The 26,080-nt window shown below is 64.7% G+C and carries 25 protein-coding genes and 1 pseudogene; 20 read left to right on the plus strand and 6 right to left on the minus strand.

The features are described from left to right. Window positions 1-136: 136 nt before the first annotated feature. On the minus strand, window positions 137-1,657 hold the full coding sequence (exaC, locus tag LOY51_RS03240) for an acetaldehyde dehydrogenase ExaC (RefSeq protein WP_125462456.1): 1,521 nt from the start codon (window positions 1,655-1,657) through the stop codon (window positions 137-139). 266 nt (window positions 1,658-1,923) lie between these two features. Here exaC and LOY51_RS03245 point away from each other — a divergent pair, with 266 nt between their 5' ends. The 4 genes from LOY51_RS03245 to LOY51_RS03260 all read left to right on the plus strand — a co-directional run bounded on the left by LOY51_RS03245 (window position 1,924) and on the right by LOY51_RS03260 (window position 6,217). Further along, a complete protein-coding gene (locus LOY51_RS03245; protein ID WP_125857294.1) occupies window positions 1,924-3,891 on the plus strand; it encodes a sigma-54-dependent Fis family transcriptional regulator in 1,968 nt (655 codons plus the stop codon). A gap of 66 nt (window positions 3,892-3,957) precedes the next feature. Further along, entirely contained in the window at window positions 3,958-5,307 is a 1,350-nt protein-coding gene (gene mpl, locus LOY51_RS03250; protein ID WP_125857295.1) for a UDP-N-acetylmuramate:L-alanyl-gamma-D-glutamyl-meso-diaminopimelate ligase, read from the plus strand. Beyond that, window positions 5,304-5,933 carry a flavin prenyltransferase UbiX gene (gene ubiX / locus LOY51_RS03255; RefSeq protein ID WP_125462459.1) on the plus strand — a complete coding sequence of 210 codons (630 nt, stop codon included), beginning with the start codon at window positions 5,304-5,306 and terminating at the stop codon, window positions 5,931-5,933. The genes mpl and ubiX overlap by 4 nt, the downstream gene beginning before the upstream one ends. Continuing rightward, the gene (locus LOY51_RS03260; protein ID WP_125857296.1) at window positions 5,930-6,217 is read left to right on the plus strand and encodes a YceK/YidQ family lipoprotein; all 288 of its coding nucleotides are present in this window, start codon (window positions 5,930-5,932) and stop codon (window positions 6,215-6,217) included. Before ubiX ends, LOY51_RS03260 begins: the two co-directional genes overlap by 4 nt. Before the next feature lie 125 nt (window positions 6,218-6,342). On the opposite strand, the gene LOY51_RS03265 is transcribed toward LOY51_RS03260, so the two are convergent. The 3 genes from LOY51_RS03265 to LOY51_RS03275 form a co-directional block, all read right to left on the minus strand. Then, window positions 6,343-6,987, minus strand: coding sequence for an oxidoreductase (locus LOY51_RS03265; protein WP_125462461.1), 645 nt, complete (start codon window positions 6,985-6,987; stop codon window positions 6,343-6,345). A 26-nt stretch (window positions 6,988-7,013) separates the two neighbouring features. Next, on the minus strand, window positions 7,014-8,747 hold the full coding sequence (locus LOY51_RS03270) for a C13 family peptidase (RefSeq protein ID WP_258644416.1): 1,734 nt from the start codon (window positions 8,745-8,747) through the stop codon (window positions 7,014-7,016). A 113-nt stretch (window positions 8,748-8,860) separates the two neighbouring features. Continuing rightward, window positions 8,861-9,316 carry a MaoC family dehydratase gene (locus LOY51_RS03275; RefSeq protein WP_125462463.1) on the minus strand — a complete coding sequence of 152 codons (456 nt, stop codon included), beginning with the start codon at window positions 9,314-9,316 and terminating at the stop codon, window positions 8,861-8,863. A 148-nt stretch (window positions 9,317-9,464) separates the two neighbouring features. Between LOY51_RS03275 and LOY51_RS03280 the strand changes: the two genes are divergently transcribed. From LOY51_RS03280 to LOY51_RS03290, 3 genes are read left to right on the plus strand one after another with little or no spacing between them, the layout of a single operon-like run. After that, entirely contained in the window at window positions 9,465-9,827 is a 363-nt protein-coding gene (locus LOY51_RS03280) for a CidA/LrgA family protein (protein WP_125857298.1), read from the plus strand. After that, window positions 9,824-10,540, plus strand: coding sequence for an LrgB family protein (locus tag LOY51_RS03285; protein WP_110993385.1), 717 nt, complete (start codon window positions 9,824-9,826; stop codon window positions 10,538-10,540). Before LOY51_RS03280 ends, LOY51_RS03285 begins: the two co-directional genes overlap by 4 nt. Window positions 10,541-10,549: 9 nt before the next feature. Continuing rightward, window positions 10,550-11,140 (plus strand): LON peptidase substrate-binding domain-containing protein, encoded by a 591-nt coding sequence (locus tag LOY51_RS03290; protein ID WP_125462465.1) that lies wholly within the window; start codon window positions 10,550-10,552, stop codon window positions 11,138-11,140. 87 nt (window positions 11,141-11,227) lie between these two features. Here the strand turns inward: LOY51_RS03290 and LOY51_RS03295 are convergent, their stop codons facing one another. Further along, a complete protein-coding gene (locus LOY51_RS03295) occupies window positions 11,228-12,544 on the minus strand; it encodes a bifunctional DedA family/phosphatase PAP2 family protein (RefSeq protein ID WP_258644417.1) in 1,317 nt (438 codons plus the stop codon). Window positions 12,545-12,547: 3 nt separating this feature from the next. Further along, window positions 12,548-13,240 (minus strand): DNA-3-methyladenine glycosylase, encoded by a 693-nt coding sequence (locus LOY51_RS03300; RefSeq protein ID WP_258644418.1) that lies wholly within the window; start codon window positions 13,238-13,240, stop codon window positions 12,548-12,550. Between the two features lie 297 nt (window positions 13,241-13,537). On the opposite strand from LOY51_RS03300, the gene LOY51_RS03305 reads away from it, so the two are divergent. The 13 genes and pseudogenes from LOY51_RS03305 to LOY51_RS03365 all read left to right on the plus strand — a co-directional run bounded on the left by LOY51_RS03305 (window position 13,538) and on the right by LOY51_RS03365 (window position 25,971). Continuing rightward, window positions 13,538-14,809 carry a glutamate-5-semialdehyde dehydrogenase gene (locus LOY51_RS03305; RefSeq protein WP_125857301.1) on the plus strand — a complete coding sequence of 424 codons (1,272 nt, stop codon included), beginning with the start codon at window positions 13,538-13,540 and terminating at the stop codon, window positions 14,807-14,809. Between the two features lie 34 nt (window positions 14,810-14,843). Next, window positions 14,844-15,470 carry a nicotinate-nucleotide adenylyltransferase gene (gene nadD, locus LOY51_RS03310; protein ID WP_189654551.1) on the plus strand — a complete coding sequence of 209 codons (627 nt, stop codon included), beginning with the start codon at window positions 14,844-14,846 and terminating at the stop codon, window positions 15,468-15,470. A 44-nt stretch (window positions 15,471-15,514) separates the two neighbouring features. After that, on the plus strand, window positions 15,515-15,943 hold the full coding sequence (gene rsfS, locus LOY51_RS03315) for a ribosome silencing factor (RefSeq protein ID WP_110993391.1): 429 nt from the start codon (window positions 15,515-15,517) through the stop codon (window positions 15,941-15,943). Window positions 15,944-15,952: 9 nt separating this feature from the next. Beyond that, the gene (gene rlmH / locus LOY51_RS03320; RefSeq protein ID WP_258644430.1) at window positions 15,953-16,420 is read left to right on the plus strand and encodes a 23S rRNA (pseudouridine(1915)-N(3))-methyltransferase RlmH; all 468 of its coding nucleotides are present in this window, start codon (window positions 15,953-15,955) and stop codon (window positions 16,418-16,420) included. Between the two features lie 16 nt (window positions 16,421-16,436). Further along, window positions 16,437-18,335 (plus strand): penicillin-binding protein 2, encoded by a 1,899-nt coding sequence (gene mrdA, locus LOY51_RS03325; protein WP_110993392.1) that lies wholly within the window; start codon window positions 16,437-16,439, stop codon window positions 18,333-18,335. Window positions 18,336-18,373: 38 nt separating this feature from the next. After that, window positions 18,374-19,477, plus strand: a complete 1,104-nt coding sequence (gene rodA / locus LOY51_RS03330) for a rod shape-determining protein RodA (RefSeq protein WP_189654552.1) — start codon at window positions 18,374-18,376, stop codon at window positions 19,475-19,477. A 17-nt stretch (window positions 19,478-19,494) separates the two neighbouring features. Next, on the plus strand, window positions 19,495-20,505 hold the full coding sequence (gene mltB, locus LOY51_RS03335; protein WP_125462471.1) for a lytic murein transglycosylase B: 1,011 nt from the start codon (window positions 19,495-19,497) through the stop codon (window positions 20,503-20,505). Further along, window positions 20,505-21,503, plus strand: coding sequence for a septal ring lytic transglycosylase RlpA family protein (locus LOY51_RS03340; protein ID WP_125462472.1), 999 nt, complete (start codon window positions 20,505-20,507; stop codon window positions 21,501-21,503). The genes mltB and LOY51_RS03340 overlap by 1 nt, the downstream gene beginning before the upstream one ends. A 258-nt stretch (window positions 21,504-21,761) precedes the next feature. Then, window positions 21,762-22,922 carry a D-alanyl-D-alanine carboxypeptidase family protein gene (locus tag LOY51_RS03345; RefSeq protein ID WP_110993396.1) on the plus strand — a complete coding sequence of 387 codons (1,161 nt, stop codon included), beginning with the start codon at window positions 21,762-21,764 and terminating at the stop codon, window positions 22,920-22,922. Window positions 22,923-22,994: 72 nt separating this feature from the next. Beyond that, complete coding sequence (locus tag LOY51_RS03350) at window positions 22,995-23,270, plus strand: DUF493 domain-containing protein (protein ID WP_110993397.1); 276 nt, start codon at window positions 22,995-22,997, stop codon at window positions 23,268-23,270. Next, window positions 23,270-23,917: a lipoyl(octanoyl) transferase LipB gene (lipB, locus tag LOY51_RS03355; protein WP_125462473.1), complete on the plus strand. Its 648-nt coding sequence runs from the start codon at window positions 23,270-23,272 to the stop codon at window positions 23,915-23,917. Before LOY51_RS03350 ends, lipB begins: the two co-directional genes overlap by 1 nt. Window positions 23,918-23,919: 2 nt before the next feature. Then, window positions 23,920-24,935 (plus strand): annotated as a pseudogene (lipA, locus tag LOY51_RS03360) (lipoyl synthase). A gap of 97 nt (window positions 24,936-25,032) precedes the next feature. Next, on the plus strand, window positions 25,033-25,971 hold the full coding sequence (locus tag LOY51_RS03365) for a S66 peptidase family protein (RefSeq protein ID WP_258644434.1): 939 nt from the start codon (window positions 25,033-25,035) through the stop codon (window positions 25,969-25,971). The last annotated feature ends 109 nt before the right edge of the window (window positions 25,972-26,080 follow it).

A 26,080-nucleotide genomic window follows, 5' to 3' on the forward strand; every position in this document is an offset into this window, starting at 1 on the left:
GGCCGATGGTGATGGGTACTGCAGGAAGCGAGCCATAGAGCAGCTACAAGCCGCAAGCTACAAGCTGCAAGATAGAGCGGACGCAGGCGGACAGCTCTTTCTTGCCGCTTGTAGCTTGCAGCTTGAAGCTGTTTCTTTAGAAGAAGCCCAGCGGGTTGATGTCGTAGCTCACCAGCAGGTTCTTGGTCTGCTGGTAGTGGTCGAGCATCATCTTGTGGGTTTCACGGCCGACGCCGGACTTTTTGTAGCCACCGAACGCGGCATGCGCCGGGTAAAGGTGGTAGCAGTTGGTCCACACACGGCCGGCCTTGATGCCGCGGCCCATGCGGTAGGCGCGGTTGATGTCGCGGGTCCACACACCGGCGCCGAGGCCGAACTCGGTGTCGTTGGCAATCGCCAGGGCTTCGGCTTCGTCCTTGAAGGTGGTGACGCTGACCACCGGGCCGAAGATTTCTTCCTGGAACACGCGCATCTTGTTGTTGCCCTTGAGCAGGGTCGGCTGAATGTAGTAACCCGTGGCCAGCGAGCCTTCGAGTTGCTCCACCTTGCCGCCGGTCAGCAGCTCGGCGCCTTCTTCCTGGGCGATCTTCAGGTAGGACTGGATCTTGTCGAACTGCTGCTGCGAGGCCTGGGCGCCGACCATGGTGTCGGTGTCCAGCGGGTCGCCGCGCTTGATCTGCAGCACCTTCTTCATCACCACTTCCATGAACTGCGGGTAGATCGACTCCTGTACCAGCGCCCGCGACGGGCAGGTGCACACTTCGCCCTGGTTGAAGAACGCCAGCACCATGCCTTCGGCGGCCTTGTCGATGAAGCTCGGCTCGGCCTGCATGATGTCTTCGAAGTACACGTTCGGCGACTTGCCGCCCAGTTCGACGGTGGACGGGATGATGTTCTCGGCCGCGCACTTCATGATGTGCGAGCCGACCGGGGTGGAGCCGGTGAAGGCGATCTTGGCGATGCGCTTGCTGGTGGCCAGCGCTTCACCGGCCTCGCGGCCATAGCCTTGCACCACGTTGAGCACGCCTTTGGGCAGCAGGTCGCCGATCAGCTCCAGCAGCACGGTGATGCCCAGCGGGGTCTGTTCGGCTGGCTTGAGCACCACGCAGTTGCCGGCGGCCAGGGCCGGGGCGAGCTTCCAGGCGGCCATCAGCAGCGGGAAGTTCCAGGGGATGATTTGCCCGACCACGCCCAGCGGCTCGTGGATGTGGTAGGCCACGGTGTTCTCGTTGATCTCGGCGGCGCCGCCTTCCTGGGCGCGGATGCAGCCGGCGAAGTAGCGGAAGTGGTCGACGGCCAGCGGGATGTCGGCGTTGAGGGTTTCGCGGATCGGCTTGCCGTTGTCCCAGGTTTCGGTGATGGCCAGCAGTTCGAGGTTCTGCTCGATGCGGTCGGCGATCTTCAGCAGCACGTTGGAGCGGTCCTGCACTGAAGTGCGGCCCCAGGCATCGGCGGCGGCGTGGGCGGCGTCGAGGGCCTTGTCGATGTCTTCGGCAGTGGAACGAGGGAACTCGGCGATCGGCTGGCCGTTCACCGGCGAGGTGTTGGTGAAGTACTCACCCTTTACCGGAGGAACGAACTCACCACCGATGTAGTTGCCGTAGCGGGTCTTGAAGTTGACCTTGGCGCCCTCGGTACCGGGATGTGCGTAACGCATGGTGTGTCTCCTGGTCATTGTGATTGTTGCGGAGTTACCAAGCGTAGAGCAAAGGTCGGGCCAGTGCCGTCGGGCCCTTGCAGATCAATGACTTGGGTCATTTTTTCAGGCGGGTCGACACGGCCCTGTACCAAGGCTGGCACGGGCCGGGTGACATTTTGTACCGTTCATGGCACAGCCGGTGACTCGGTGGTCAGCCAGCATTGCAAAGCGCTCGTGCCTGGAGGATGCTGGCGCAACGCTCTATCTGCGGAGAACAACAACAAATGCAGAGCAATTCGTTCAGCCGCCACGCCCAGCAAGTGCTGACTGTCGCCCATGGCCAGGCCAGCGGGCCAGGCAGCGACCCCTCCATCGCCCGCTCCTGGCTGCGTTGCCTGGAGGACTATCACCTCGACCCTGCGCGCGCCCAGGCCCCGGTGGTGCTCGAACACGGCCGCCTGCTGGAAAGCCGCGAGCGCCTGCAGCAGGTGCTGCAGATCGCCGACAACGAGATGAACAGCCTGCACCAGCAGCTTTCGGGCAGCGGGCATGCGGTGCTGCTCACCGATGCCCGCGGGGTGATCCTCAACTGTGTGACCGCACCCGGCGAGCGGCGCATTTTCGAGCGTGCCGGGTTGTGGCTTGGTGCCGACTGGAGCGAGGCGCGCGAGGGCACCAACGGCATCGGCACCTGCCTGGTCGAGCGCCAGGCGCTGACCATCCACCAGGGCGAGCACTTTCGTGGCCGTCATACCGGCCTGACCTGCTCGGCCAGCCCGGTGTTCGATCCCCACGGTGAACTGCTGGCGGTGCTCGACGTGTCGTCGGCGCGGCCGGATGTGTCGCGCCAGAGCCAGTTCCACACCATGGCGCTGGTCAACCTGTCGGCGAAGATGATCGAGAGCTGTTACTTCCTGCGCCACTTCGAGCAGCAATGGCTGCTGCGTTTCCACCTGCAGGCCGAATCGGTCGGTTTGTTCAGCGAGGGCTTGCTGGCGTTCGACGGCGACGGGCGGATCTGCGCTGCCAACCAGAGCGCGCTGAACCTGCTGGGCAGCATTCGTGGGGGCGTGCTGGGCAAGCCGGTTGATCGGTTCTTTGCCTGCAGTCATGACGAACTGTTCAGCCGCGCCACGGCGCAAGGCAGCACGGCGTGGCCACTGCATACCCGTGATGGCCGGCAGGTGTTCGCCAGCCTGCGCGGCCAGGCGCGTAAACCTGTGTGGTCGGTGCCGGCGGCGTTGCCCCAGGCACGCCAGGCCGCCGAGCCGGGCATCTGCCTGCTCGACCCGGCGTTGCAGCATGACTTTCGCCGGGCCGTGCGGGTCTTCGAACGTGATGTGCCGCTGCTGCTGCGCGGTGAGACCGGGTGTGGCAAGGAGGCGTTCGCCCAGGCCGTGCACCAGGCCAGTGCCCGCCGTCACAAACCCTTCGTGGCGATCAACTGCGCGTCGATCCCGGAAAGCCTGATCGAGAGCGAGCTGTTCGGCTATCGCGGCGGCAGTTTCACCGGGGCACGCAAGGAAGGCATGCGCGGCAAGCTGTTGCAGGCCGATGGCGGCACCCTGTTGCTCGACGAGATCGGCGACATGCCGCTGGCGTTGCAGACCCGCTTGCTGCGGGTGCTGGAAGAGCGTCAGGTGGTGCCGATTGGCGGTGAACCGCAAGCTGTGGATGTGCGCATCATCAGCGCCACCCACCGCGATTTGCTCGAGCGGGTGGCGCAGGGGGGCTTTCGCGAAGACCTTTATTACCGCCTCAATGGCCTGGAGGTGGCGTTGCCGGCGCTGCGCGAGCGCAGTGACAAAGGGCAGTTGCTGGACTTTTTGCTGGGTCAGGAGGCCGAAGGGCAGGCGCTGGCTATCGAGCCCGCGGCGCGCCAGGCGCTGCTCGATTTTGCCTGGCCGGGTAACGTGCGGCAGATGCGTAACGTGCTGCGCACGCTGGTGGCGTTGTGTGATGAGGGCCTGATCGAGTTTCAGGACCTCCCGGCTTTGGTTCGTAACGTGGGAGCGGGCTTGCCCCGCGATGGCGTCCGACCAGGCAAGGACGATGGCCCTGCCGACGCCATCGCGGGGCAAGCCCGCTCCCACAATGGTCATGCTCGCCTTGAGAATGCCGAACGTGATGCATTGCTGGCAGTACTGGAAGCAAACCGCTGGCACATGACCCACGTCGCCGAGCACTTGGGCATCAGCCGCAACACCCTGTATCGGAAACTGCGCAAACACGGCATCGCCAGAGCCGGCTGAGCGAAACAGCGGGTGCGATTTCCCGCGCCCTGGGCTACCCTGCGTCGACGTTTTGCGAGGTCGACCATGCACATTCATATTCTCGGTATTTGCGGCACTTTCATGGGCTCGCTGGCGGTGCTGGCCAAGGCACTTGGCCATCGCGTCACCGGCTCGGACGCCAACGTCTATCCGCCCATGAGCACCCAGCTCGAAGCCCAGGGCATCGAGCTCACCCAGGGCTATGACCCTGCACAACTGGAGCCGGCCCCGGACCTGGTGGTGATCGGCAACGCCATGTCGCGGGGCAACCCGGCGGTGGAGTACGTGCTGAACAAGGGCCTGCCTTATGTGTCCGGCCCGCAGTGGCTGGCCGACCATGTGCTGCAGGGCCGCTGGGTGCTGGCAGTGGCCGGTACCCACGGCAAGACCACCACCAGCAGCATGCTGGCCTGGGTGCTCGAACACGCCGGCATGAGCCCGGGCTTCCTCATCGGTGGCGTGCCGCAGAACTTTTCGGTCTCCGCCCGCCTGGGCGATACGCCGTTCTTCGTGGTCGAGGCCGACGAATACGACAGCGCGTTCTTCGACAAGCGCTCGAAGTTCGTCCACTACCACCCGCGCACCGCGATCCTCAACAACCTTGAGTTCGATCACGCGGACATCTTCCCGGACCTTGCAGCCATCGAGCGGCAGTTCCATCACCTGGTGCGCACCATCCCGAGCGAAGGCCTGGTCATCCACCCGACCACCGAGCAGGCCCTGGAGCGGGTGATCGGCATGGGCTGCTGGACCCCGGTGCAGACCACCGGCGAGGGTGGCCAATGGCAGGCGCGCCTGCTCAGTGCCGACGGCTCGCGCTTCGAAGTGCTGTTCGGCGGTGAGGTGCAAGGCGTGGTGGACTGGGAAATGACCGGCCAGCATAACGTCGCCAACGCCCTGGCCACCCTGGCCGCCGCCCGTCATGTCGGTGTGGTGCCGGCCATGGCCATCGACGGCCTGAGTGCGTTCAAGAGTGTGAAGCGGCGCATGGAGAAGGTTGCCGAGGTGCAGGGCGTGACCATCTACGACGACTTCGCCCACCACCCGACCGCCATCGCCACCACCCTCGATGGCCTGCGCAAGCGCGTCGGCGAGGCACCGGTGATTGCGGTGATCGAGCCGCGCTCCAACTCCATGAAGCTCGGCGCGCACCGCGATGGCTTGCCGGAAAGCGTCAACGATGCCGACCAGGTGATCTGGTATGCCCCGGCCAACCTGGGCTGGGACCTTGCCGCCACGGCCGCCCAGTGCAAGGTACCCAGTGTGGTCGCCGACAGCCTCGAAGCGATCATCGAACGCATCAAGGGCCAGGCCCGCCCGGGCACCCATGTGGTGATCATGAGCAACGGCGGTTTCGGCGGCCTGCATGGCAAGCTGGCCGAGGCACTGAAGTGAACGGGCCGCAGCGCATCACCCTGGCCATGACCGGCGCCTCTGGGGCGCAATATGGCCTGCGCCTGCTCGACTGCCTGGTGCGTGAGGACCGCGAGGTGCACTTCCTCATCTCCAAGGCTGCGCAACTGGTGATGGCTACCGAGACCGATGTGCTGCTGCCGGCCAAGCCTCAGGCGATGCAGGCCTTCCTCACCGAGTACACCGGCGCCGCCGATGGGCAGATCCGTGTGTATGGCAAGGAAGACTGGATGTCGCCGGTGGCTTCAGGCTCCGGCGCGCCGGCGGCGATGGTGGTGGTGCCCTGTTCCACCGGTACGCTCTCGGCGATTGCCACCGGTGCCTGCAACAACCTGATCGAACGCGCGGCCGACGTCACACTCAAGGAGCGACGCCAGTTGATCCTGGTGCCGCGTGAAGCACCGTTCTCCACCATCCACCTGGAGAACATGCTCAAGCTTTCGCAGATGGGCGCGGTGATCCTGCCGGCGGCGCCGGGCTTCTACCACCAGCCGCAGACCATCGACGACCTGGTCGATTTCGTCGTGGCGCGGATTCTCAACCTGCTGAACATTCCCCAGGACATGCTGCCGCGCTGGGGTGAGCATCACTACGGGGTCGACGATTGAGGCGGGTTCTGTTCGGGCTGCTGGTGCTGACCCAGCTTGGCGGTTGCGCCACGGTGCGCACGCTGGACGCGAACAAGCCGGGCGCCCCGGTGGTGTATGCCGGAACGCGGCTGGACCTGTATGTGATGAATGGCGGCTGTTGCCCGCAAGATCACTTCGGTGCGCTGGCGCCGGCCTATCCGGGGCTGGACCTGCCGGGGAGCGCGTTGCTCGATACCTTGCTGTTGCCGTTGTCGTTGCTGACGGCGGCGGGGATTGGCTTTAACGCCACAGGTGGGCTGTAGCAAAAGGTTAGTCATTGATCAGGTAGAGACTGTGGGAGCGGGTTTACCCGCGAATGCGTCTTTGGGGTCAATGGCGCATTTGCGGGTGAACCCGCTCCCACAGGTTATGCACTTCGCGTTTCAATTCACTTTTTGCCCAGCCTGCGCAGTTCGTCCGACTCGACCACCCGAATCCCGTCCTCTTCTTCCAGCGCCAGGCGCCACAGCGCCCTGGCCAGCGTACAGGCCTCGATCCCACGATACTTGCCCGGGATCAGCCGGGAGAAGGGCGCGGCCATGCGCTCTCCCAGTCGAGGTTCGATGCGCTCGCCCAGCAGCAATGACGGCCGCACGATGGTCAGCTGCGGCCAGTCCTGACGCTTGAGCGCCTCTTCCATCTCGCCCTTGACCCGGTTGTAGAAGATCGAAGATTTTGCGTCGGCCCCCAGCGCGCTGATCACCAGCAGGTGGCGCGCCCCCATCTCGCGGGCGCGCTTGCTGAAGGCCACGACCATGTCCAGGTCGACCGCACGGAAGGCGTTTTCCGAGCCGGCCTGCTTGAGTGTGGTGCCCAGGCAGCAGAAGGCGATATCGACACGGCCGGCCAGTTGCGGGAGAAACACGGCCGGGTCACCCACCGGGTTTTCCAGGTGCGGGTGCTCGGCCAGCGGCCGGCGAGTCGGCGCCAGCACGCGGCTGATGGTGGGCTCGTTGAGCAGGCGGTCGAGCAGGTGTTCACCCGTCAGACCCGTGGCACCGGCAAGCAGGACATGCTGAGGCGTCAAGTACATGATGTCTCTCCCTTGTTACACACAGCTTAGTGGGTGGCAGGTATTTTTGCCTGTTCGCCCGGTACTGGCTGTGTGCTATTGCGCAAGGCTTGTTCGGCCTGTTGGCGGCGCAGGCGCTGCCAGTGCGTGACCACGGCCGGCGGCGCCCAGAGCTGCGGCTCAGAGGCTTCGAAACCTTCCCTTCTCTCCCGTTCGGCAACACTTTGCCGCGCCAGTTCAAACGCCTGTTTCAGGTCGTCGGTCTGGTTCAATGCCTGGGCGAACAGGGCATCGCCGAAATAGGTGAAGTCGGCCTCTTCCGAGCAGCCGAACGATACCCGGTCGGGGCGGGCGGCGGTCATGATCAAGGTCCGGTCGTCCTTGAGCGGGGCGATATAGCCACCGGAGTAGCAGGCGGAGACAACGATGACCTTGTCGCGGTCCTTGAGGGGGGCGAGGGCGCTGGCCAGCTCGTCGGCGGTCAGGTCGGCCAGTTGCAGACGCGGCTGGTCGAGCACCAGCTGGTGGTCATGGCTGCCGTGGCTGGTCAGGTAGACGAACACCAGGTCTTCCGGGCCGCTGCGCTCGGCGATCACGCGAGCGGCGCGGGTGAGGTTCTCGCGGGTGGCCATGGGGCGGTCGGCAAGGTGGTCGCGGTGGTTGACCAGGGTCACCTGGCCATGGGCGCCGAAGCGAACCTTGAGCATGTTGCTGACGTAGTCGGCCTCGCGCATGAACACGCTTTGCTGGCCATCGCCGGCCACCACGAGGCTGTACAGCTGCACGGGGGGGAGCGAGCGCGGCACCTTGCTCAGGGCATCGTCCAGCAGCTTGCCCTGGTTGAGCAGGGCCAGGTCGAGTGGGTCGGGCAGCAGCTTGCTGTTCTCGTCACGCACACGCACGCCGTTGGTCCAGAAGCCAGCCTCGACCCGGCCGTCGGGGCGGGTCAGGCGGCCATGGCCCTGATAGGCGTCGTCGGCGAAGCCGCCAATGTACTCGCTGCCATCGGCCAGTTGCAGGCTGCCGTTGCCGTTGAACTTCCAGTCACGAAAAGCCCCTTTGTAGCGGCTGCCGTCGCTGCCCAGCAGTTCGCCCTGGCCCACCAGCGAGCCATCCTTGAAGTCGCCGATCCACACATCGCCGTCGGCATTCTCGTAGCGCCCTCGGCCTTCGAGGCGGTTGTCCTTGAACTCACCGATGTACTGCTCGCCGTCGGCGCTGTCGTAGGTGCCGGCGCCCTGCAACTGGCCGTCGATGAAATGGCCGCTGAACTGATTGCCGCTGGCATCGCTGCGTACCCCGGCGCCATTGGGCTTGCCTTTGGCGAACAGGCCCTGGTAACGGCTGCCGTCGGCCAGGTCGAGCTGGCCGGCGCCGTCGTACTGGTCGTCCTTGAACTGGCCGCGGTAGGTCTGGTCATGTTGCTTGAGGGTGCCTTCGCCGTCGCGGCGGCCGTGCTTGAAGGTGCCGGCGTAATGGCTGCCTGGGGTGGTGAGGTCGCCCAGGCCCTGGAACAGCCCGGCGGCGAACTGGCCACGGTAGACCTCGCCGTTGCTGCCGTGCCATTCGCCCTGGCCATGCCATTGGCCATCCTTGAAGGTGCCGGCGTACCAGCTGCCATTGGGGTAGTCGATGCGCCCCTCGCCCTGCAACAGGCCGTTGACCACCTGGCCCCGGTAGCGGCCGCCATCGGGCAGGCGGGCGTCAGGTGGCGACAAGGGTTCGCCATCGCCGCAGGCGGCGAGCAGCAGGATCAGGGTCAGGGGTAGCAGGGGGCGCATGGCGGGTTCCGGGCCGAACGATGCATGGAGTATGCCGCACAATGCGTGAAAGGGTGAATTGGGGCGTTTGTGGGAGTGGGTAAGCCCACTCCCACAGGTGTTCAGTCAGCCCTTCAGACGAAGCAGAGCGACAGCGGCTCGGCGATATAGGCAGGTTTCTCCTCACCTTCGATCTCGAGGGTGACGGTGGCCTTGAGCAGCCACTGGCCGGGCTTCTTCTCGATGGCGTCGGTCAGGTCCACCTTCAGCCGCACATTGCTGTCGACTTTGACCGGTTGGATGAAGCGCACGCTGTCCAGGCCGTAGTTGACCACCATCTTCAGGCCTTCGGGCAGCACCAGCAGGTCCTCCATCAGCTTGGGAATCAGCGACAGCGTGAGGAAACCATGGGCGATGGTGGTGCCGAATGGGGTCTTCGCCGCTTTGACCGGGTCGACATGGATGAACTGGAAATCGCCGGTGGCCTCGGCGAACAGGTTGATGCGTTGCTGATCGATCTTCAGCCAGGCGGAACGTCCCAGTTCCTTACCAACGTACTGCGAAAGCTCTGTAACTGGTACATGGGGCATCGCGACTCTCCAGGTTGTCATTTGGTACGAAGGTGCAAGATCAGCACGGCCAGCCGTTGCAGTCAAGTTATGCCTTTTTCGCCGAATATCGCCTTATAGCCGCGTGCTTGGCGTGCTTATAATGGCCGCCTGCTTTCAGGAGGTCTTTATGCTGTTGCGTGGGTTGACCTGGCTGGTGCTGTTCCAGCTGCTGGGGACGGCGATCAATCATCTGTTCCTGCCTATCCTGCCCGGGCCGATCATCGGCCTGTTGCTGCTGTTGGCCTTCCTGATGGCGCGCGGTGAAGTGGGCAAGCCGCTCAACGAAGCCGCCAGCAGTCTGCTGCGCTACCTGCCGTTGCTGCTGGTGCCGCCGGCTGTGGGGGTGATGGTCTACGCCAGGGACATTGCCGCCGACTTCTGGGCCATCGCCGGCGCCTTGCTGATCTCCTGCCTGGTGACCCTGGTGTTCGTTGGCGTGCTGATGCAGAAGCTGATCCACCGCCAGGGCAAGCGCGAGGAGCTGCCATGACCCTCGACTGGCATGGCGCGCTCGACGCGGTGATCCATCATCCGTTGTTCGGCATCGGTATCACCCTGGCGGCCTATCAGTTGGTGCTGGCGGCTTATGAAAAGACCCGCTGGATCTTCCTGCAGCCGGTGCTGGTGTCGATGCTGGTGGTGATCGGCGTGCTGCTGGTGTGCGGCATCGATTACGCCGAGTACCGCAAGAGCACCGAGATCATGGGTACGCTGCTGGGGCCGGCTACCGTTGCCCTGGCGGTGCCGCTCTACCTGAACCTGCGACGCATCCGTCAGCTGTTCTGGCCGACATTTACTACGCTGGTAATCGGAGGTTTGTTCGCCACGCTGGCCTGTCTGGCCCTGGGCTGGTGGTTCGGTGCCGAGCACATGATTCTGATGACCATGGCGCCCAAGTCGGTCACCTCGCCGATCGCCATGCTGGTGGCCGAACAGATTGGTGGCGTGGCGGCGCTGGCGGCGGTGTTCGTGCTGATCACCGGGGTGATCGGGGCGATCTTCGGCCCGGCGCTGTTGACCCGCTTCGGTGTGCTCAGCCCCGAGGCCCGGGGCATGGCCCTTGGCGTAACCGCCCACGCGGTGGGTACCTCGGTGGCCTTGCAGGAAAGTGATGAATGCGGCGCCTTCGCCGCGCTGGCGATGAGCCTGATGGGGGTGGCCACGGCGGTGTTCCTGCCGTTGGCGGTCAGCCTGGTGGCATGAGGACTTGAGATGACGTTACCGCTGTTTCCCCTCAATACCGTGCTGTTCCCCGGTTGCCTGCTCGACCTGCAGATCTTCGAGGCGCGCTACCTGGACATGATCGGCCGCTGCATGAAGCAAGGTGCAGGCTTTGGTGTGGTGTGCATCCTCGAGGGCGAGCAGGTGGGCAAGGCCCCGCCGGCGGTGGCATCGATAGGTTGTGAGGCGCTGATCCGCGATTTCGTGCAGCAGGACAATGGCCTGCTGGGGATTCGCGTCGAAGGTGTGCGGCGCTTCAGTGTCGAGCAGACCGAGGTGCAGAAGGACCAGTTGCTGGTCGGTGAAGTCAACTGGCTGCCGGAACTGGCCGACAGTCCGCTGGTAGAGCAGGACGATGACCTGCTGGCGCTACTGCTGGCGCTGGGCGAGCACCCGATGGTCGAGGCGCTGGACATGCCGCGTGACGTGGATGGGCGGCAGTCGCTGGGCAACCAGCTCGCCTATCTGTTGCCGTTCATGGAAGAAGACAAGCTCGATTTGCTGGCGATCGATTCGCCGCAGCAACGATTGGAGGCGATCCAGGCGTTGCTGGAGCGGATTCAGGGTGAGCTGTTCGCCTGAATGCATCATTGGCCCCTTCGCGGCTGAAGCCGCTCCCACAGGGGCTGCGTATAACCTGTGGGAGCGGCTTTAGCCGCGCAGTCGCCCTCAATACTGATAACGCAGCAACGCCTTCGGCAATGCATGCAGCACAAAGAACGCCAGCAGCGCGACACACGCCGGCAGCACCAGCCACCACACCCGTTGCGACAAGGCCGTGAGCGGCTGGCGATACTGCACCAGCGTCAGGCCCAGCGCGCACACGCAACACGCCAACAGCGCCCCGGCCAGGATATCGGTCGGCCAGTGTGCCCCCAGGTACACCCGCGACAGGGCGATCGCCAGGGCCGGCAGGCAGCCCAGCACCACCCAGGTCAGGCGCATGCGCGGTGGTTGCCCGCGCCCGGCCAGTACCGCCAGCACCAGGAAGAAGGCGAACGCCGCCGAACTGTGGCCGCTGGGCATGCTGTAGCTGGTCAGCGGGTCGCTCAGCACCTCCGGGCGGGCCCGGGCGAACAGCCATTTCAGCGTGCCATTGGCGATTGCCGTGCCGATCAGTACCGAGCCTGCGAACAGTGCATGGCGCCACTGCCGGGCCAGCAGCAACAGCCCGGTCAGCAGGCCGCCGAGGAAGAACTGGGTACGGAAATCGCCCAGGCGGGTGATCATCACCACGGCGCCGTCGAGTGCCTGGCTGCGGTGCTCCTGCACCAGGGTCATCACCCCTTGGTCGAATTCGCTCAGGTACGGCCAGCCGACGAACAGGGCGGCCACCGCCACGCCGCTGAGCGCGGCGACCAGGCGGGTGCCGTGGCGCTGGTCGCGGATGCTGCTGTTCAGGCTCAGGCCAATCAATACCGCAAGGGTGCCGACGATGATCCCGGCATCCAGCCAGAACCCCTCGGGCAGCGGCAGGCGCATGGCGGCGCCGGTGGCCCAGCCAGGCAGCAGGTAGGCCACCGACCAGCCGGCGCCGGCCACCAGGCTGACGGCGATGAAGCGCGGCAGCGGCATGTCGAACATGCCCGCGACCATCGGCAGCATCGGCCGCAGCGGGCCGATGAAGCGGCCCACCAGCAGGCTGGCGATGCCGTAGCGCTGGAAGTAGGCCTCGGCGCTGCCAATCCATTGCGGGTGGCTGCGCAGCAGCGGCAGGCGGCGGATGTTCTGGTGGAAATACTTGCCCACAGCATAGGAAATGGCGTCACCCAGCAGGCCGCCGAGGAAACCCAGCAACAGGGTTTCGCCCAGGCTGAAGGCGCCGCTGCCGGCCAGCACGGCGACAGCGAACAGCAGTACGGTGCCGGGCACGATGATGCCGGCGATCGCCAGGCATTCCACGCAGGCCACCACGAAGATCGCCAGGCCCAGCCACTGCGGGTTGGCGCCAAGCCAGGAGGTCAGGCTGTCTAGCCATTGGCCCATGGGTCAGTTTCCTTGTTCGAGAATGAAGAAGTCTTGGCCTTCGACCTGGCCGCGGCGCAGTGGGTTGCGCGTGCAGTAGCGGGCATATTCGGCGTCGACGAAACGATAGGGCAGGTGCTCGTCACGGCCGTGGGGGATCCCCAGTCGGGCGGCCTGCAGCACCCGGGGCACGCGGATGCCGCAGTCCTCGACGTACAACCGCTCGGGGTCGAAGCGCTGGGCGTCCCAGTGCGGCACCTTGAGGCCCATGGCCCGGCATAACAGGGTCTGGCCGTTGCACAGGCGTTCTGGCGGGCGCAGGTTGCCGCTGGCGTCGGGGTTGTTCAGTTGCATCTGCGCCAGGCTGTTTTCGTCGGACAGGGCATCGACCCAAGGGTAGGCGGACTTGATCAGCACCGCGTTGCCCGGGCCATGGGCGCTGAAGTTCAGTGAGTCACCGCCGCGGGCGTAGTACATGTAGATATGCCCGCCATCGAGGAACAGCGCCTTGCGCTTTTCGGTAAAGCCCAGGGACGCGTGGCTGCCCTTGTCGGTGAGGTAGTAGGCCTCTGTCTCGATGATCCGCGCTGCCAGCCAGAGATTGCCGTGACGGTGGCGGATCACCTTGCCGAGCAGGTCGCGGGCGAGGGTCTGGGCGTCGCGGTCGAAAAAGCTGTCGGGCAGGGCGCGGGCCGGGCAGGGGGCGTGTTCGGGCATGCGGGCGGTTCGTGGCGGTAAAGCCGGGGATGATAGCAATGATTGGCTTAATCGAGGCTGAATCGCGGGCTGCTTCATCGCTGGCAAGCCAGCTCCCACAGGAGGGTGCCAAGCCTGTGGGAGCTGGCTTGCCAGCGATGACGGTAGTGCAGGTGTGGGATTTTTCGATAAGGCTGGTTACATCTTTCCTACACATCGACGCCCACCATTTTCTACCATCCGCCACCCACCGCTGGGCGTACCGAAGCGCGCCAGTTATAATCAGCCGATTTCCCCTTTCGCCAAGACACCGAGCCCATGACTGAGTCCGTTCTTGACTACATGACCCGCCTGGGTCACGCCGCCCGTGAGGCCTCGCGGGTCATCGGCCGTGCCAGCACCGCGCAGAAGAATCGCGCCCTGCAGGCCGCCGCCGACGCGCTGGACGCCGCCCGCGACGTGCTCACCGCAGCCAATGAACAGGACCTTGCCAACGGCCGTGCCAATGGCCTGGAGCCCGCACTGCTGGACCGCCTGGCACTCACCCCGGCGCGTATCGACGGCATGATCACCGGCCTGCGCCAGGTGGCCAGCCTGCCGGACCCGGTCGGCGCCATGCGGGACATGAGCTACCGCCCGTCGGGCATCCAGGTCGGCAAGATGCGCGTGCCGCTGGGGGTGATCGGGATCATCTACGAATCGCGTCCCAACGTGACCATCGACGCCGCCAGCCTGTGCCTCAAGTCGGGCAACGCCACCATCCTGCGCGGCGGCTCCGAAGCCATCCATTCCAACCGCGCCATTGCCACCTGCATCCAGCGTGGCCTGGCCGAAGCCGGCCTGCCGCCGGCGGTGGTGCAGGTGGTCGAGACCACCGACCGCGCCGCGGTGGGCGCGCTGATCAGCATGCCTGAGTTCGTCGATGTGATCGTGCCGCGCGGCGGCCGTGGCCTGATCGAACGCATCAGCCGTGATGCGCGGGTGCCGGTGATCAAGCACCTGGACGGTATCTGCCACGTTTTCGTCGACGAACACGCCGACCTGGACAAGGCCTGGCGCGTTGCCTTCAACGCCAAGACCTACCGCTACGGCATCTGCGGCGCCATGGAAACGCTGCTGGTCGACCAGCGCGTGGCCGAGCGCTTCCTGCCGGAGATGGCCCGCCGCTTCCAGGAAAAGGGCGTCGAGCTGCGCGGCTGCCAGCGCACCCAGGCGATCATCGACTGCCAGCCGGCCACTGAAGACGACTGGCACACCGAATACCTCGACGCGATCCTGTCGATCCGTGTGGTCGACGGCCTGGACCAGGCCATCGAGCACATCAACCACTATGGCTCGCACCACACCGATTCGATCATCACCGAACACCAGGGCCAGGCCCGGCGCTTCATCGCCGAGGTCGACTCGGCGTCGGTCATGCTCAACACCCCGACCTGCTTCGCCGATGGCTTCGAGTACGGCCTGGGCGCGGAGATCGGCATTTCCACCGACAAGCTGCATGCCCGCGGCCCGGTCGGCCTGGAAGGCCTGACCTGCGAGAAGTACGTGGTGATCGGCGACGGCCAGCTGCGCGGCCAGGAGTCCTGCTGAGTTGAGCAAGGCGGTGGCGGTCCGGCGCGTCGGCATGCTCGGCGGTACCTTCGACCCGGTGCATATCGGTCACCTGCGCAGTGCGCTGGAAGTGGCCGAGTTCATGCACCTGGACGAGTTGCGCCTGCTGCCCAACGCCCGCCCGCCGCACCGCGATACGCCGCAAGTGGCGGCGCAGGACCGCTTGGCCATGGTGCGCAGCGCCGTAGAGGGTGTCGGCTGCCTGAGCGTGGACGCCCGCGAGCTGGCGCGCGACAAGCCGTCGTACACCATCGACACCCTCGAATCGGTGCGTGCCGAGCTGAATGGGCACGACCAGTTGTTCCTGATCATGGGCTGGGACGCGTTCTGCGGCCTGCCCAGCTGGCACCGCTGGGAAGAGTTGTTGCAACACTGTCACATCCTGGTGCTGCAACGCCCGGATGCTGATGTCGAACCCCCTGACGAGCTGCGCAACCTGCTGGCTGCGCGCTCACAGAACGACCCCACCGCCATGTCCGGCCCGGCGGGGCACATTTCGTTCGTCTGGCAGACGCCGCTTGCGGTGTCCGCCACGCAGATCCGACAGCTGCTGGCCAGCGGCAAGTCGGCGCGGTTCCTGGTGCCGGACGCAGTACTGGCCTATATCGAGGCGCACGATCTGTATCGTGCGTCCAACTGACGGCGCCCACGGGCGCCTCATTCAATGAGTTGAACGAGTTTTATATGACCAAGCAGAAAATCAATGGCATCAGTGGCGAAGAGCTGGTCGCGCTGACCAAGGCCGCGCTGGAAGACGTCAAGGCCCAGGACATCCAGGTTATCGACGTGCGCGAGAAGCACAGCCTGACCGACTTCATGATCATCGCCACCGGTACTTCCAATCGCCAGATCAACGCGATGCTGGAAAAGGTCCGTGAAGCGGTCAAGGCCAAGGGCGCTCAGCCACTGGGCGAAGAAGGCAAGGGCGACAGCGACTGGGTGCTGCTGGACCTGAACGACGTCATCGTGCACATGATGACCGCCGCCGCGCGCCAGTTCTACGACCTGGAGCGCCTGTGGCTGGGTGCCGAGCAGAGCCGCGCCAACGATGGCAAGCACCACAGCCCGGAGCACGCGCACGAGTATTCCGACAAGCTCAAAGACCGGGAATAAGGAAGCGTCGTGCGTCTGCGTCTGATCGCGGTCGGCTCGCGCATGCCCAAGTGGGTCGAGGAAGGCTGGCATGAATATGCCAAGCGCCTGCCCCCGGAGCTTGCGCTCGAGCTGGTGGAAATCCCGCTGAATACCCGCGGCAAGAACGCCGATGTCGCCCGCCTGATCCGTCAGGAGGGCGAGGCGATGCTGGGCAAGGTGCAGCCCGGGGAACGCATCGTCACGCTGGAGGTCCATGGCAAGCCGTGGAGTACCGAGCAGCTGGCGGGCGAACTGGATCGTTGGCGCCTGGATGCGCGTACGGTCAACCTGATGGTGGGCGGCCCGGAAGGGCTGGCGCCGGAGGTCTGCGCACGCAGCGAGCAGCGCTGGTCGCTGTCGCCGCTGACGTTGCCGCACCCGTTGGTAAGGATACTGATCGGCGAGCAGATCTATCGCGCCTGGACCGTGCTGTCCGGGCATCCGTACCACAAATGAACCTGTAAGCCCGCCGATGCCGCAGCAGATCCGCCTCAAGGACCACGAGAAAGACGCCCGCCTGGTGCGCAACCGCGTCGTCGTGGGCGCCGTGGCGGTGGTGCTGCTCGTCTGCGTATTGATCGCCCGGCTCTACTTCCTTCAGGTCATCCAGTTCGACTACCACTCGACGCTGTCGGAAAACAACCGGGTGCATGTGCAGCCGATCCCGCCGACCCGCGGGCTGATCTTCGACCGCAACGGGGTGATCGTCGCCGACAACCGGCCCAGCTTCAGCCTGGTGATGACCCGCGAGCGCTCCGGCAACCCTGGCAAGTGGCAGGAAGTGCTGGATGTGATCGTCGAGGTGCTGGAGCTCACCCCGGATGACCGCGCCCTGTTCGAAAAACGCATGAAGCAGGGGCGTCGGCCATTCGAGCCGGTGCCGATCCTGTTCGAGCTCAACGAAGAACAGATCGCCCGTATCGCGGTCAACCAGTTCCGCCTGCCCGGTGTCGAGGTGGCGGCGCAGTTGGTGCGTCACTACCCGCAGGGCGCGCACTTTGCCCACTCGGTGGGCTACGTGGGGCGGATCAACGAGAAAGAGCTGAAGACCCTCGACCCGGTGAACTACAGCGGCACCCACCACATCGGCAAGACCGGCATCGAGCGATTCTACGAAGACGACCTGCACGGCCAGGTGGGCTACGAGGAAGTCGAGACCAATGCCCGGGGCCGGGTGCTGCGGGTGCTCAAGCGCACCGACCCCAAGCCGGGCAAGGATATCGTGCTGAGCCTCGACATCAAGCTGCAGGAAGCGGCCGAGCAGGCGCTGGGCGGGCGGCGCGGCGCGATCGTGGCGCTCGACCCGCGCACCGGCGAAGTGCTGGCGATGGTCAGCCAGCCGAGTTTCGACCCCAACCTGTTCGTCACCGGCATCAGCTTCAAGGCCTATGCCGAGCTGCGCGACTCGATCGACCGGCCACTGTTCAACCGTGTGCTGCGCGGCCTGTACCCGCCGGGCTCGACCATCAAGCCGGCGGTGGCCATTGCCGGCCTGGACAGTGGGGTGGTGACCGCCTCCAGCCGGGTGTTCGACCCGGGCTACTACCAACTGCCCAACTACGACCACAAGTACCGCAACTGGAACCGCACCGGCGATGGCTGGGTGGACCTGGATGTGGCGATCATGCGCTCGAATGACACGTACTTCTACGATCTTGCACACAAGATGGGCATCGACCGCTTGTCCAACTACATGAACCGGTTCGGCATCGGGCAGAAGGTCTCGCTGGACATGTTCGAGGAATCCCCCGGCCTGATGCCGTCCCGCGAATGGAAGCGCGCCACCCGCCGCCAGGCTTGGTTCCCGGGCGAAACGCTGATCCTCGGTATCGGCCAGGGCTACATGCAGACCACGCCGCTGCAGCTGGCCCAGGCCACCGCGCTGATCGCCAACAAGGGGGTGTGGAACCGCCCGCACCTGGCCAAGACCATCGAAGGCCAGCCGCCGGTGGACGAGAACCCGATGGAGAACATCGTCCTGCGCGACAAGTCCGACTGGGCCAAGGTCACCCATGGCATGGAGCAGGTGATGCACGGTGCCCGTGGTACCGCGCGCAAGGCGGCCCTTGGCTCGCAATACCGTATCGCCGGCAAGAGCGGCACCGCGCAGGTGGTGGCGATCAAGCAGGGCGAGAAGTACGACCGCAACAAGCTCCAGGAGCGCCACCGCGACCACGCCCTGTTCGTTGCCTTCGCCCCCGCCGAAGACCCGAAGATCGTGGTCTCGGTGATGGTCGAGAACGGCGAGTCCGGCTCCGGTGTCGCCGCCCCCGTGGTACGCCAGGTCATGGACGCCTGGCTGCTCGACGAGAACGGCCGGCTCAAGCCTGAGTTCGGCCCCGCCACAGTCGCCCAGGAAACGGCCCCGTGATGAACAACTTCGATCGCATGCTCTCCAGCGAAGACGTGATGCGCCGGCGCGCCAGCTTCCTGCAGCGCATCCACGTCGACGGCCCCTTGCTGCTCATCCTGCTGACGCTGGCCGCCGGCAGCCTGTTCGTGCTGTATTCGGCCAGCGGCAAGAACTGGGACCTGCTGATGAAGCAGGCCACCTCCTTCGGCATCGGCCTGGTGTCGATGTTCATCATTGCCCAGCTGGAGCCGCGCTTCATGGCACGCTGGGTGCCGCTGGCCTACCTCACCGGGGTGATGCTGCTGGTGGTGGTGGACGTGATGGGCCACAACGCCATGGGCGCCACGCGCTGGATCAACATCCCCGGGGTGATTCGCTTCCAGCCCTCGGAGTTCATGAAGATCATCATGCCGGCGACCATCGCCTGGTACCTGTCCAAGCGCACCCTGCCGCCGCATCTGAAGCACGTGGCGATCAGCCTGGTGCTGATCGGCGTACCGTTCATCCTCATCGTGCGCCAGCCCGACCTCGGCACGGCGCTGCTGATCCTCGCCTCCGGCGCCTTCGTGCTGTTCATGGGCGGCCTGCGCTGGCGCTGGATCATCAGTGTGATCGCTGCTGCGGTGCCGGTGGCAGTGGCCATGTGGTTCTTCGTCATGCACGACTACCAGAAGCAGCGCGTGCTGACCTTCCTCGACCCGGAAAGCGACCCGCTGGGCACCGGCTGGAACATCATCCAGTCCAAGGCGGCGATCGGCTCGGGCGGGGTGTTCGGCAAGGGCTGGCTGCTGGGCACCCAGTCGCACCTGGACTTCCTGCCGGAAAGCCACACCGACTTCATCATCGCCGTGCTGGGCGAGGAATTCGGCCTGGTCGGCATTTGCCTGCTGCTGCTGATCTACATGCTGCTGATCGGCCGTGGGCTGATGATCACGGCCCAGGCGCAGACCCTGTTCGGCAAGCTGCTCGCAGGCAGCCTGACCATGACCTTCTTTGTTTATGTGTTCGTCAATATCGGTATGGTCAGCGGCCTTCTGCCCGTGGTGGGTGTGCCGCTGCCCTTCATCAGCTATGGCGGAACTTCGTTGGTGACGCTGCTGTCAGCGTTTGGCGTTCTGATGTCGATCCATACGCACCGCAAATGGATTGCTCAAGTTTGAAAAAGGTGAAGAATTCAATGCAAGCAGTGCGTGGCTGGTTTGCCCGTTGTGTGCCGTGGATCGGTGTGGTGGGCCTGTGCGGCGCTGTCCAGCAAGCCCTTGCCGGCGATTACGACGGCTCGCCCCAGGTGGCCGAGTTCGTTGGCGAGATGACCCGTGATTACGGCTTTGCCAGTGAGCAGTTGCTGGGCGTGTTCAGCGAGGTACAGCGCAAGCAGGCGATCCTCGACGCGATCTCGCGGCCGGCCGAGCGGGTCAAGCCGTGGAAAGAGTACCGCCCGATGTTCATCACCGACGCGCGCATCGCCCGCGGGGTGGACTTCTGGCGCCAGCACGAGGCGGTGCTGGCCCGCGCCGAGCAGGAATACGGCGTGCCGGCGCAGTACATCGTCTCGATCATCGGCGTGGAGACCTTCTTCGGCCGCAACACCGGCAACTACCGGGTGATCGACGCACTGTCCACCCTCGGTTTCGACTACCCGCCGCGTGCCGAATTCTTCCGCAAGGAGCTGCGCGAGTTCCTGCTGCTGGCCCGTGACGAGCAGCTCGACCCGCTGACGCTCAAGGGCTCCTACGCCGGCGCCATGGGCCTGCCGCAGTTCATGCCGAGCAGCTTTCGCAACTACGCGGTGGATTTCGACGGCGACGGCCACATCAATATCTGGAACAACCCTGACGATGCCATCGGCAGCGTCGCCAGCTACTTCAAGCGTCACGGCTGGGTAGCCGGTGGGGCCGTGGTCAGCCGCGCGCAGGTCGCAGGCGCCAGCGCCGACGAAGGCCTGACCACCGGCATCGAGCCGGTCAAGACCGTGGGGCAGTTGCGAGCGCTGGGCTGGTCGAGTCATGATGCGCTGCGCGATGATCTGCCGGTCACCGCCTTCCGCCTGGAAGGTGAGTACGGCCCCGAGTACTGGATGGGCCAGAAGAACTTCTACGCGATCACTCGCTATAACCGCAGCGTGATGTATGCCATGGCGGTGCATCAGCTTGCCGAACAGCTGGTTCAAGCACGGGGCGTCAAGTAATGCGCGCAATCATCTCTGCCAACACCTTCAAGCTGCTGACCTGCGTCACCGTCGGCATGCTCCTGGTCAGCTGCTCCAGCAGCCGCCCGACCTCCCAGGGCAGCGGCAACGCGGTGCGTTCGCAGCCGGGCCTGGACATCAACCGCGCCCACAAGGATGGCGCGCCGTGGTGGGACGTGGACGTCAACAAGATCCCCGATGCCACCCCGACCGTGCACACCGGCAACTACAAGGCCAACCCGTACACGGTGCTGGGCAAGACCTATTACCCGATGCAGGACTCGCGCAACTACCGCGCCGAGGGCACTGCCTCGTGGTACGGCACCAAGTTCCACGGGCAGAACACCGCCAACGGCGAACTGTACGACCTCTATGGCATGAGCGCGGCGCACAAGACCTTGCCGCTGCCGGCCTACGTGCGGGTAACCAACCTGGCCAACGGCCGCAGCGTGATCCTGCGGGTCAACGACCGTGGGCCGTTCTATTCCGACCGCATCATCGACCTGTCCTACGCTGCGGCGAAGAAGCTCGGCTATGCCGAGAGCGGTACCGCCCATGTGCGCGTCGAAGGTATCGACCCGCAGCAATGGTGGGCCCAGCGTGGCCAGCAGCCGCCGCTGATGCTCAAGGAGCCGCAGGTCGCCCAGGCCCAGCCGATCGCCGCCAGCACCGGGCGTGTCGAGCAGTGGACCCCGCCGCCGCAGCAGCACGCGGCACCCGTGGTGCCGGTGCAGCTGAGCGGCAACAACGTGCCGAACAGCAACGGTGGCAGCATCCTGCAGGTGGGCGCCTTCGCCAACCCGGACGCCGCCGAGCTGCTGCGCTCCAAGCTGAGCACCATGGTCAGTGCGCCGGTGTTCATCAGCTCTGTCGTGCGTAACCAGCAGACCCTGCACCGAGTCCGCCTGGGGCCGATCAACAGCCAGGGCGAAATCCAGCAGACTCAGGACAGCATTCGCCTGGCCAATCTCGGCCAGGCCAAAGTCGTCACCGACTAGCAGCGGCAAGCTTCAAGAAAAAGCCACGGTGCACGCCTGCTCTTTCTTGCCGCTTGAAGCTTGCGGCTTGCAGCTCTTGCTGTCGGTTTGTTCATGAATTGCCGGGCGTTGCCATGTACAATGCCCGCTTTTGCCCGCAGCGGCATTAGGTCGCACTTTTGCGGGCCAGGCCATTGGCCATAAAACTAGACTGACGGGGCGCCGGGCACACGATGTGGCCCGCGGAACATCAGACCATTAGCGATTTACGAGAGACGGATGAACATCACCAACCTTGCCAAACGACTTTGCCTGCCTGTTCTGCTGCTGATCACGCCTGTCGCCTTCGCGGCCGAGCAGATGATGCCGGCACCACCGCAACTGGCCGCCAAGTCCTATGTACTCATGGACGCGGCCAGCGGCAACGTGCTGGTCGAGAACAACGGTGACGAGCGTCTGCCGCCAGCCAGCCTGACCAAGCTGATGACCGCTTACATCGCCACCCTCGACATCCGTCGTGGCCAGATCGGCGAGAACGACCCGGTGACCGTCAGCGAAAACGCCTGGCGCACCGGCGGTTCGCGCATGTTCATCAAGGTCGGCAGCCAGGTGACCGTCAGCGACCTGCTGCACGGCATCATCATCCAGTCCGGCAACGATGCATCGGTGGCCCTGTCCGAGCACATCGCCGGCAGCGAAGACGCCTTCGCCGACATGATGAACAAGACTGCCGCCGATCTGGGCATGGGCAACAGCCACTTCATGAACCCGACCGGCCTGCCGAACCCGGAGCACTACTCCTCGGCCCACGACATGGCCCTGCTGGCACGCGCGATCATCAACGAAGACCCTGCGCACTACGCCATCTACTCGCAGAAAGAGTTCTTCTGGAACAACATCAAGCAGCCTAACCGCAACCTGCTGCTGTGGCGCGACAAGACCGTCGACGGCCTGAAAACCGGCCACACCGACGAAGCCGGCTACTGCATGGTCGCCTCCGCCGTACGTGACGGCCAGCGCCTGATCGCCGTGGTGTTCGGCACCAACAGCGAGCAATCGCGTGCCGCTGAAACGCAAAAGCTGCTGACCTACGGCTTCCGCTTCTTCGAAACCCAGACCTTCTATCAGAAGGGCACCGAGCTGACTCAGGCCCCGGTATGGAAAGGCGCGACCAATCAGGTCAAAGCCGGCCTGGCCAACGACCTGACCATGACCATGCCTAAAGGCCAGTTGAAACGCCTGCAGGCTTCGATGAGCATGAATCCGCAATTGACCGCTCCGATCGCCAAAGGTGACGTGATCGGCAAAGTGGAAGTCAAACTGGACGAGAAAGTGATTCACAGCGCCGACCTGATCGCCCTCGATGGCGTGGAAGAAGCTGGTTTCTTCGGCCGTATGTGGGACAGCATCCGCCTGTTCTTCTATGGTTTGTTCAACTGATACGTGACCTGCATGCCCCCGTGAACCAGGCGGGGGCGTTGCTGTTGCCACGGCTTACGAGGCCATCCCGCAATGAGCGAAGAAGACGTCAAGTCGCATAAGATCGAATTCCCTTGCGAGGACTATCCGATCAAAGTGATCGGCGATACCGTGGTCGGTTTCAAGGACACGGTGATCGAGATCCTCAGCAAGTACGCCAAGGTCGATCTGGCCACGCTGGCGGAGCGCCAGAGCAAGGAAGGCAAGTACACCACGGTGCAACTGCACATCATTGCCGAAAGCGAAGATCAACTGCACGACATCAACAGTGCCCTGCGTGCCACCGGCATCGTGAAAATGGTGCTGTGATGAGCGCATGCCTCGGTATCCGCGAGCTCGGCCTGCAGCCCTATGAACCGGTGCTGGAGGCCATGCGTCGCTTTACCGAGGCGCGTGGCCCGGATGCCCAGGACGAAGTCTGGCTGGTGGAGCACCCGGCGGTGTTCACCCAGGGCCAGGCTGGCAAGGCCGAGCATCTGCTGGTGCCTGGCGACATCCCGGTGGTGAAGACCGATCGCGGCGGCCAGGTGACCTACCACGGCCCCGGCCAATTGGTCGCCTACCTGCTGCTGGATGTGCGCCGCCTGGGCTTTGGTGTGCGCGAACTGGTCAGCCGCATCGAGCAGACGCTGATCGAGCTGCTCGCCAGCTACGGCGTGCAGGCTAACGCCAAGCCCGATGCCCCTGGCGTATATGTCGATGGAGCGAAAATCGCCTCCCTTGGCCTGCGAATCCGCAACGGTCGTTGCTTCCACGGCCTTGCTCTGAATGTGGACATGGACCTTGCGCCATTCCGCCGAATCAATCCCTGTGGGTATGCGGGGCTGGCGATGACCCAGTTGCGCGACCTGGCAGGCCCGATCGAACTCGACGAGGTCAGGACAAGGCTGCGCGGACAGCTGGTCAAGCACCTCGACTACGCTGAGCAGACGACCCTCACGGGCGGAATCGACTGAATATGACAACTGTGCAAGAAGCCGTGCCTAACCTGATCCCGTCGCAAGACGTCACCTCGCGCCCCGCGCCCAAGAAAGTCGAAGCCGGCGTGAAGCTGCGCGGCGCCGAAAAGGTGGCGCGCATTCCGGTGAAGATCATCCCCACCGAAGAACTGCCGAAGAAACCCGACTGGATTCGCGTGCGCATCCCGGTTTCGCCGGAAGTCGACCGTATCAAGCAGCTGCTGCGCAAGCACAAGCTGCACAGCGTGTGCGAAGAGGCCTCCTGCCCGAACCTGGGGAGTGCTTCTCGGGTGGCACCGCCACCTTCATGATCATGGGTGACATCTGCACCCGTCGCTGCCCGTTCTGCGACGTCGGCCATGGCCGGCCGAAACCGTTGGACCTGGACGAGCCGAAGAACCTTGCCGTGGCCATCGCCGACCTGCGCTTGAAGTACGTGGTGATCACTTCTGTGGACCGCGACGACCTGCGCGACGGCGGTGCCCAGCACTTCGCCGACTGCATTCGCGAGATTCGCGCGCTGTCGCCGGGTGTGCAGCTCGAGACCCTGGTGCCGGACTACCGCGGCCGTATGGACGTGGCGCTGGAAATCACCGCGCAGACCCCGCCGGATGTGTTCAACCACAACCTCGAAACCGTACCGCGCCTGTACAAGGCCGCGCGCCCGGGCTCGGACTACGACTGGTCGCTGGACCTGCTGCAGAAGTTCAAGCAGATGGTGCCGCACGTACCGACCAAGTCCGGGCTGATGCTGGGCCTGGGCGAGACCGACGAGGAAGTGATCGAGGTCATGCACCGCATGCGTGAGCACGAGATCGACATGCTCACCCTCGGCCAGTACCTGCAGCCGTCGCGCAGCCACCTGCCGGTGCAGCGCTTCGTGCACCCGGACACCTTCGCCTGGTTCGCCGAGGAAGGCTACAAGATGGGCTTCAAGAACGTCGCTTCCGGCCCGCTGGTACGCTCCTCTTACCACGCCGACCAGCAGGCTCACGAAGCCAAGATCAAGCTCTGAAGCGGGCTTGAGCTGAACATGCCGATGCGCGCTGAGAGGCGGCATCGGCTTTTTTTTAGCTGTAAGTTTCGAGCGACAAGCTGCAAGGAGTAGCGCGATGAATTGCGTGGAGACCGTTGAAACCCTGCTGCCTGGGGCTCTGTCCGGCAATGCCCGGTTCGCTATCGTCGCCCCGGCAGGGCCGGCCCGACTGGATGCAGACAAGGCTCGCCAGTGGTTCGACAGCCGTGGGTATCAATGCCGCATCTACCCAGGCGTCAACCAGGCCGATGGGTACCTGGCGGGCAGTGATCAACAGCGCCTGCAAGACCTGCACGATGCCTTCCAGGCCCCGGACATCGACGCCATTGTGTGCATGCGTGGCGGCTACGGCAGCATGCGCCTGCTGGATGCGCTGGACTTCGACCTGATCCGTCGCCACCCCAAGCCGCTGGTGGGCTACAGCGATATCACCGCGCTGCATACGGCGCTCAATCGGCATGCCGGGCTGATTACCTTCCACGGCGCGATGCTCAATGCCGATCTGTTGGGGGGCAAGCTGGAGCCGACGGTGAACTCACTGTTCGAGCAGTTGGGTGGGCGGCTGGGGGAGGGTGATGCCATTGTTCACCCGGCGGCCTACCCGCTGACCACGGTTGTGCCGGGTGTGGCGAGCGGGCGGCTGGTTGGCGGTAACCTGTCGTTGCTGGGCGCAACGCTGGGGACTGTGGCCGAGATCGATTGCGAGGGCGCGATCCTCTTTATCGAGGACGTCAACGAGCCGCTGTACCGGCTTGACCGGCTGCTGACCCAGTTGCGCCTGGCGGGCAAGCTGCAAGGCCTGCGGGGCGTGCTGGTGGGAGACTTTGCCGGGGTGACGGTTGCAGCGATGACGCCGCTGCTGCTGGATATCTTCGGTCCGCTTGGGGTGCCGGTACTGGCCGGGTGGCGCAGCGGTCACTGTGATCCGAACCTGTGTTTGCCGATGGGGGCCAGAGTGCGGCTGGATGCTGAAGAGCAGCACCTGGTGCTTTCGCAGGATCTGTTCAGGGGTTGAGATCGCCGGGGCTGCTTTGCAGCCCTATCGCGGCGCGAGGCCGCTCCTACAGGTAGGTCGCATTTCTCTGTAGGAGCGGCCTTGTGCCGCGAAAGGGGCGCAAAGCGCC

This window comes from Pseudomonas sichuanensis, from assembly GCF_024749065.1.
Taxonomy (GTDB): domain Bacteria; phylum Pseudomonadota; class Gammaproteobacteria; order Pseudomonadales; family Pseudomonadaceae; genus Aquipseudomonas; species Aquipseudomonas sichuanensis.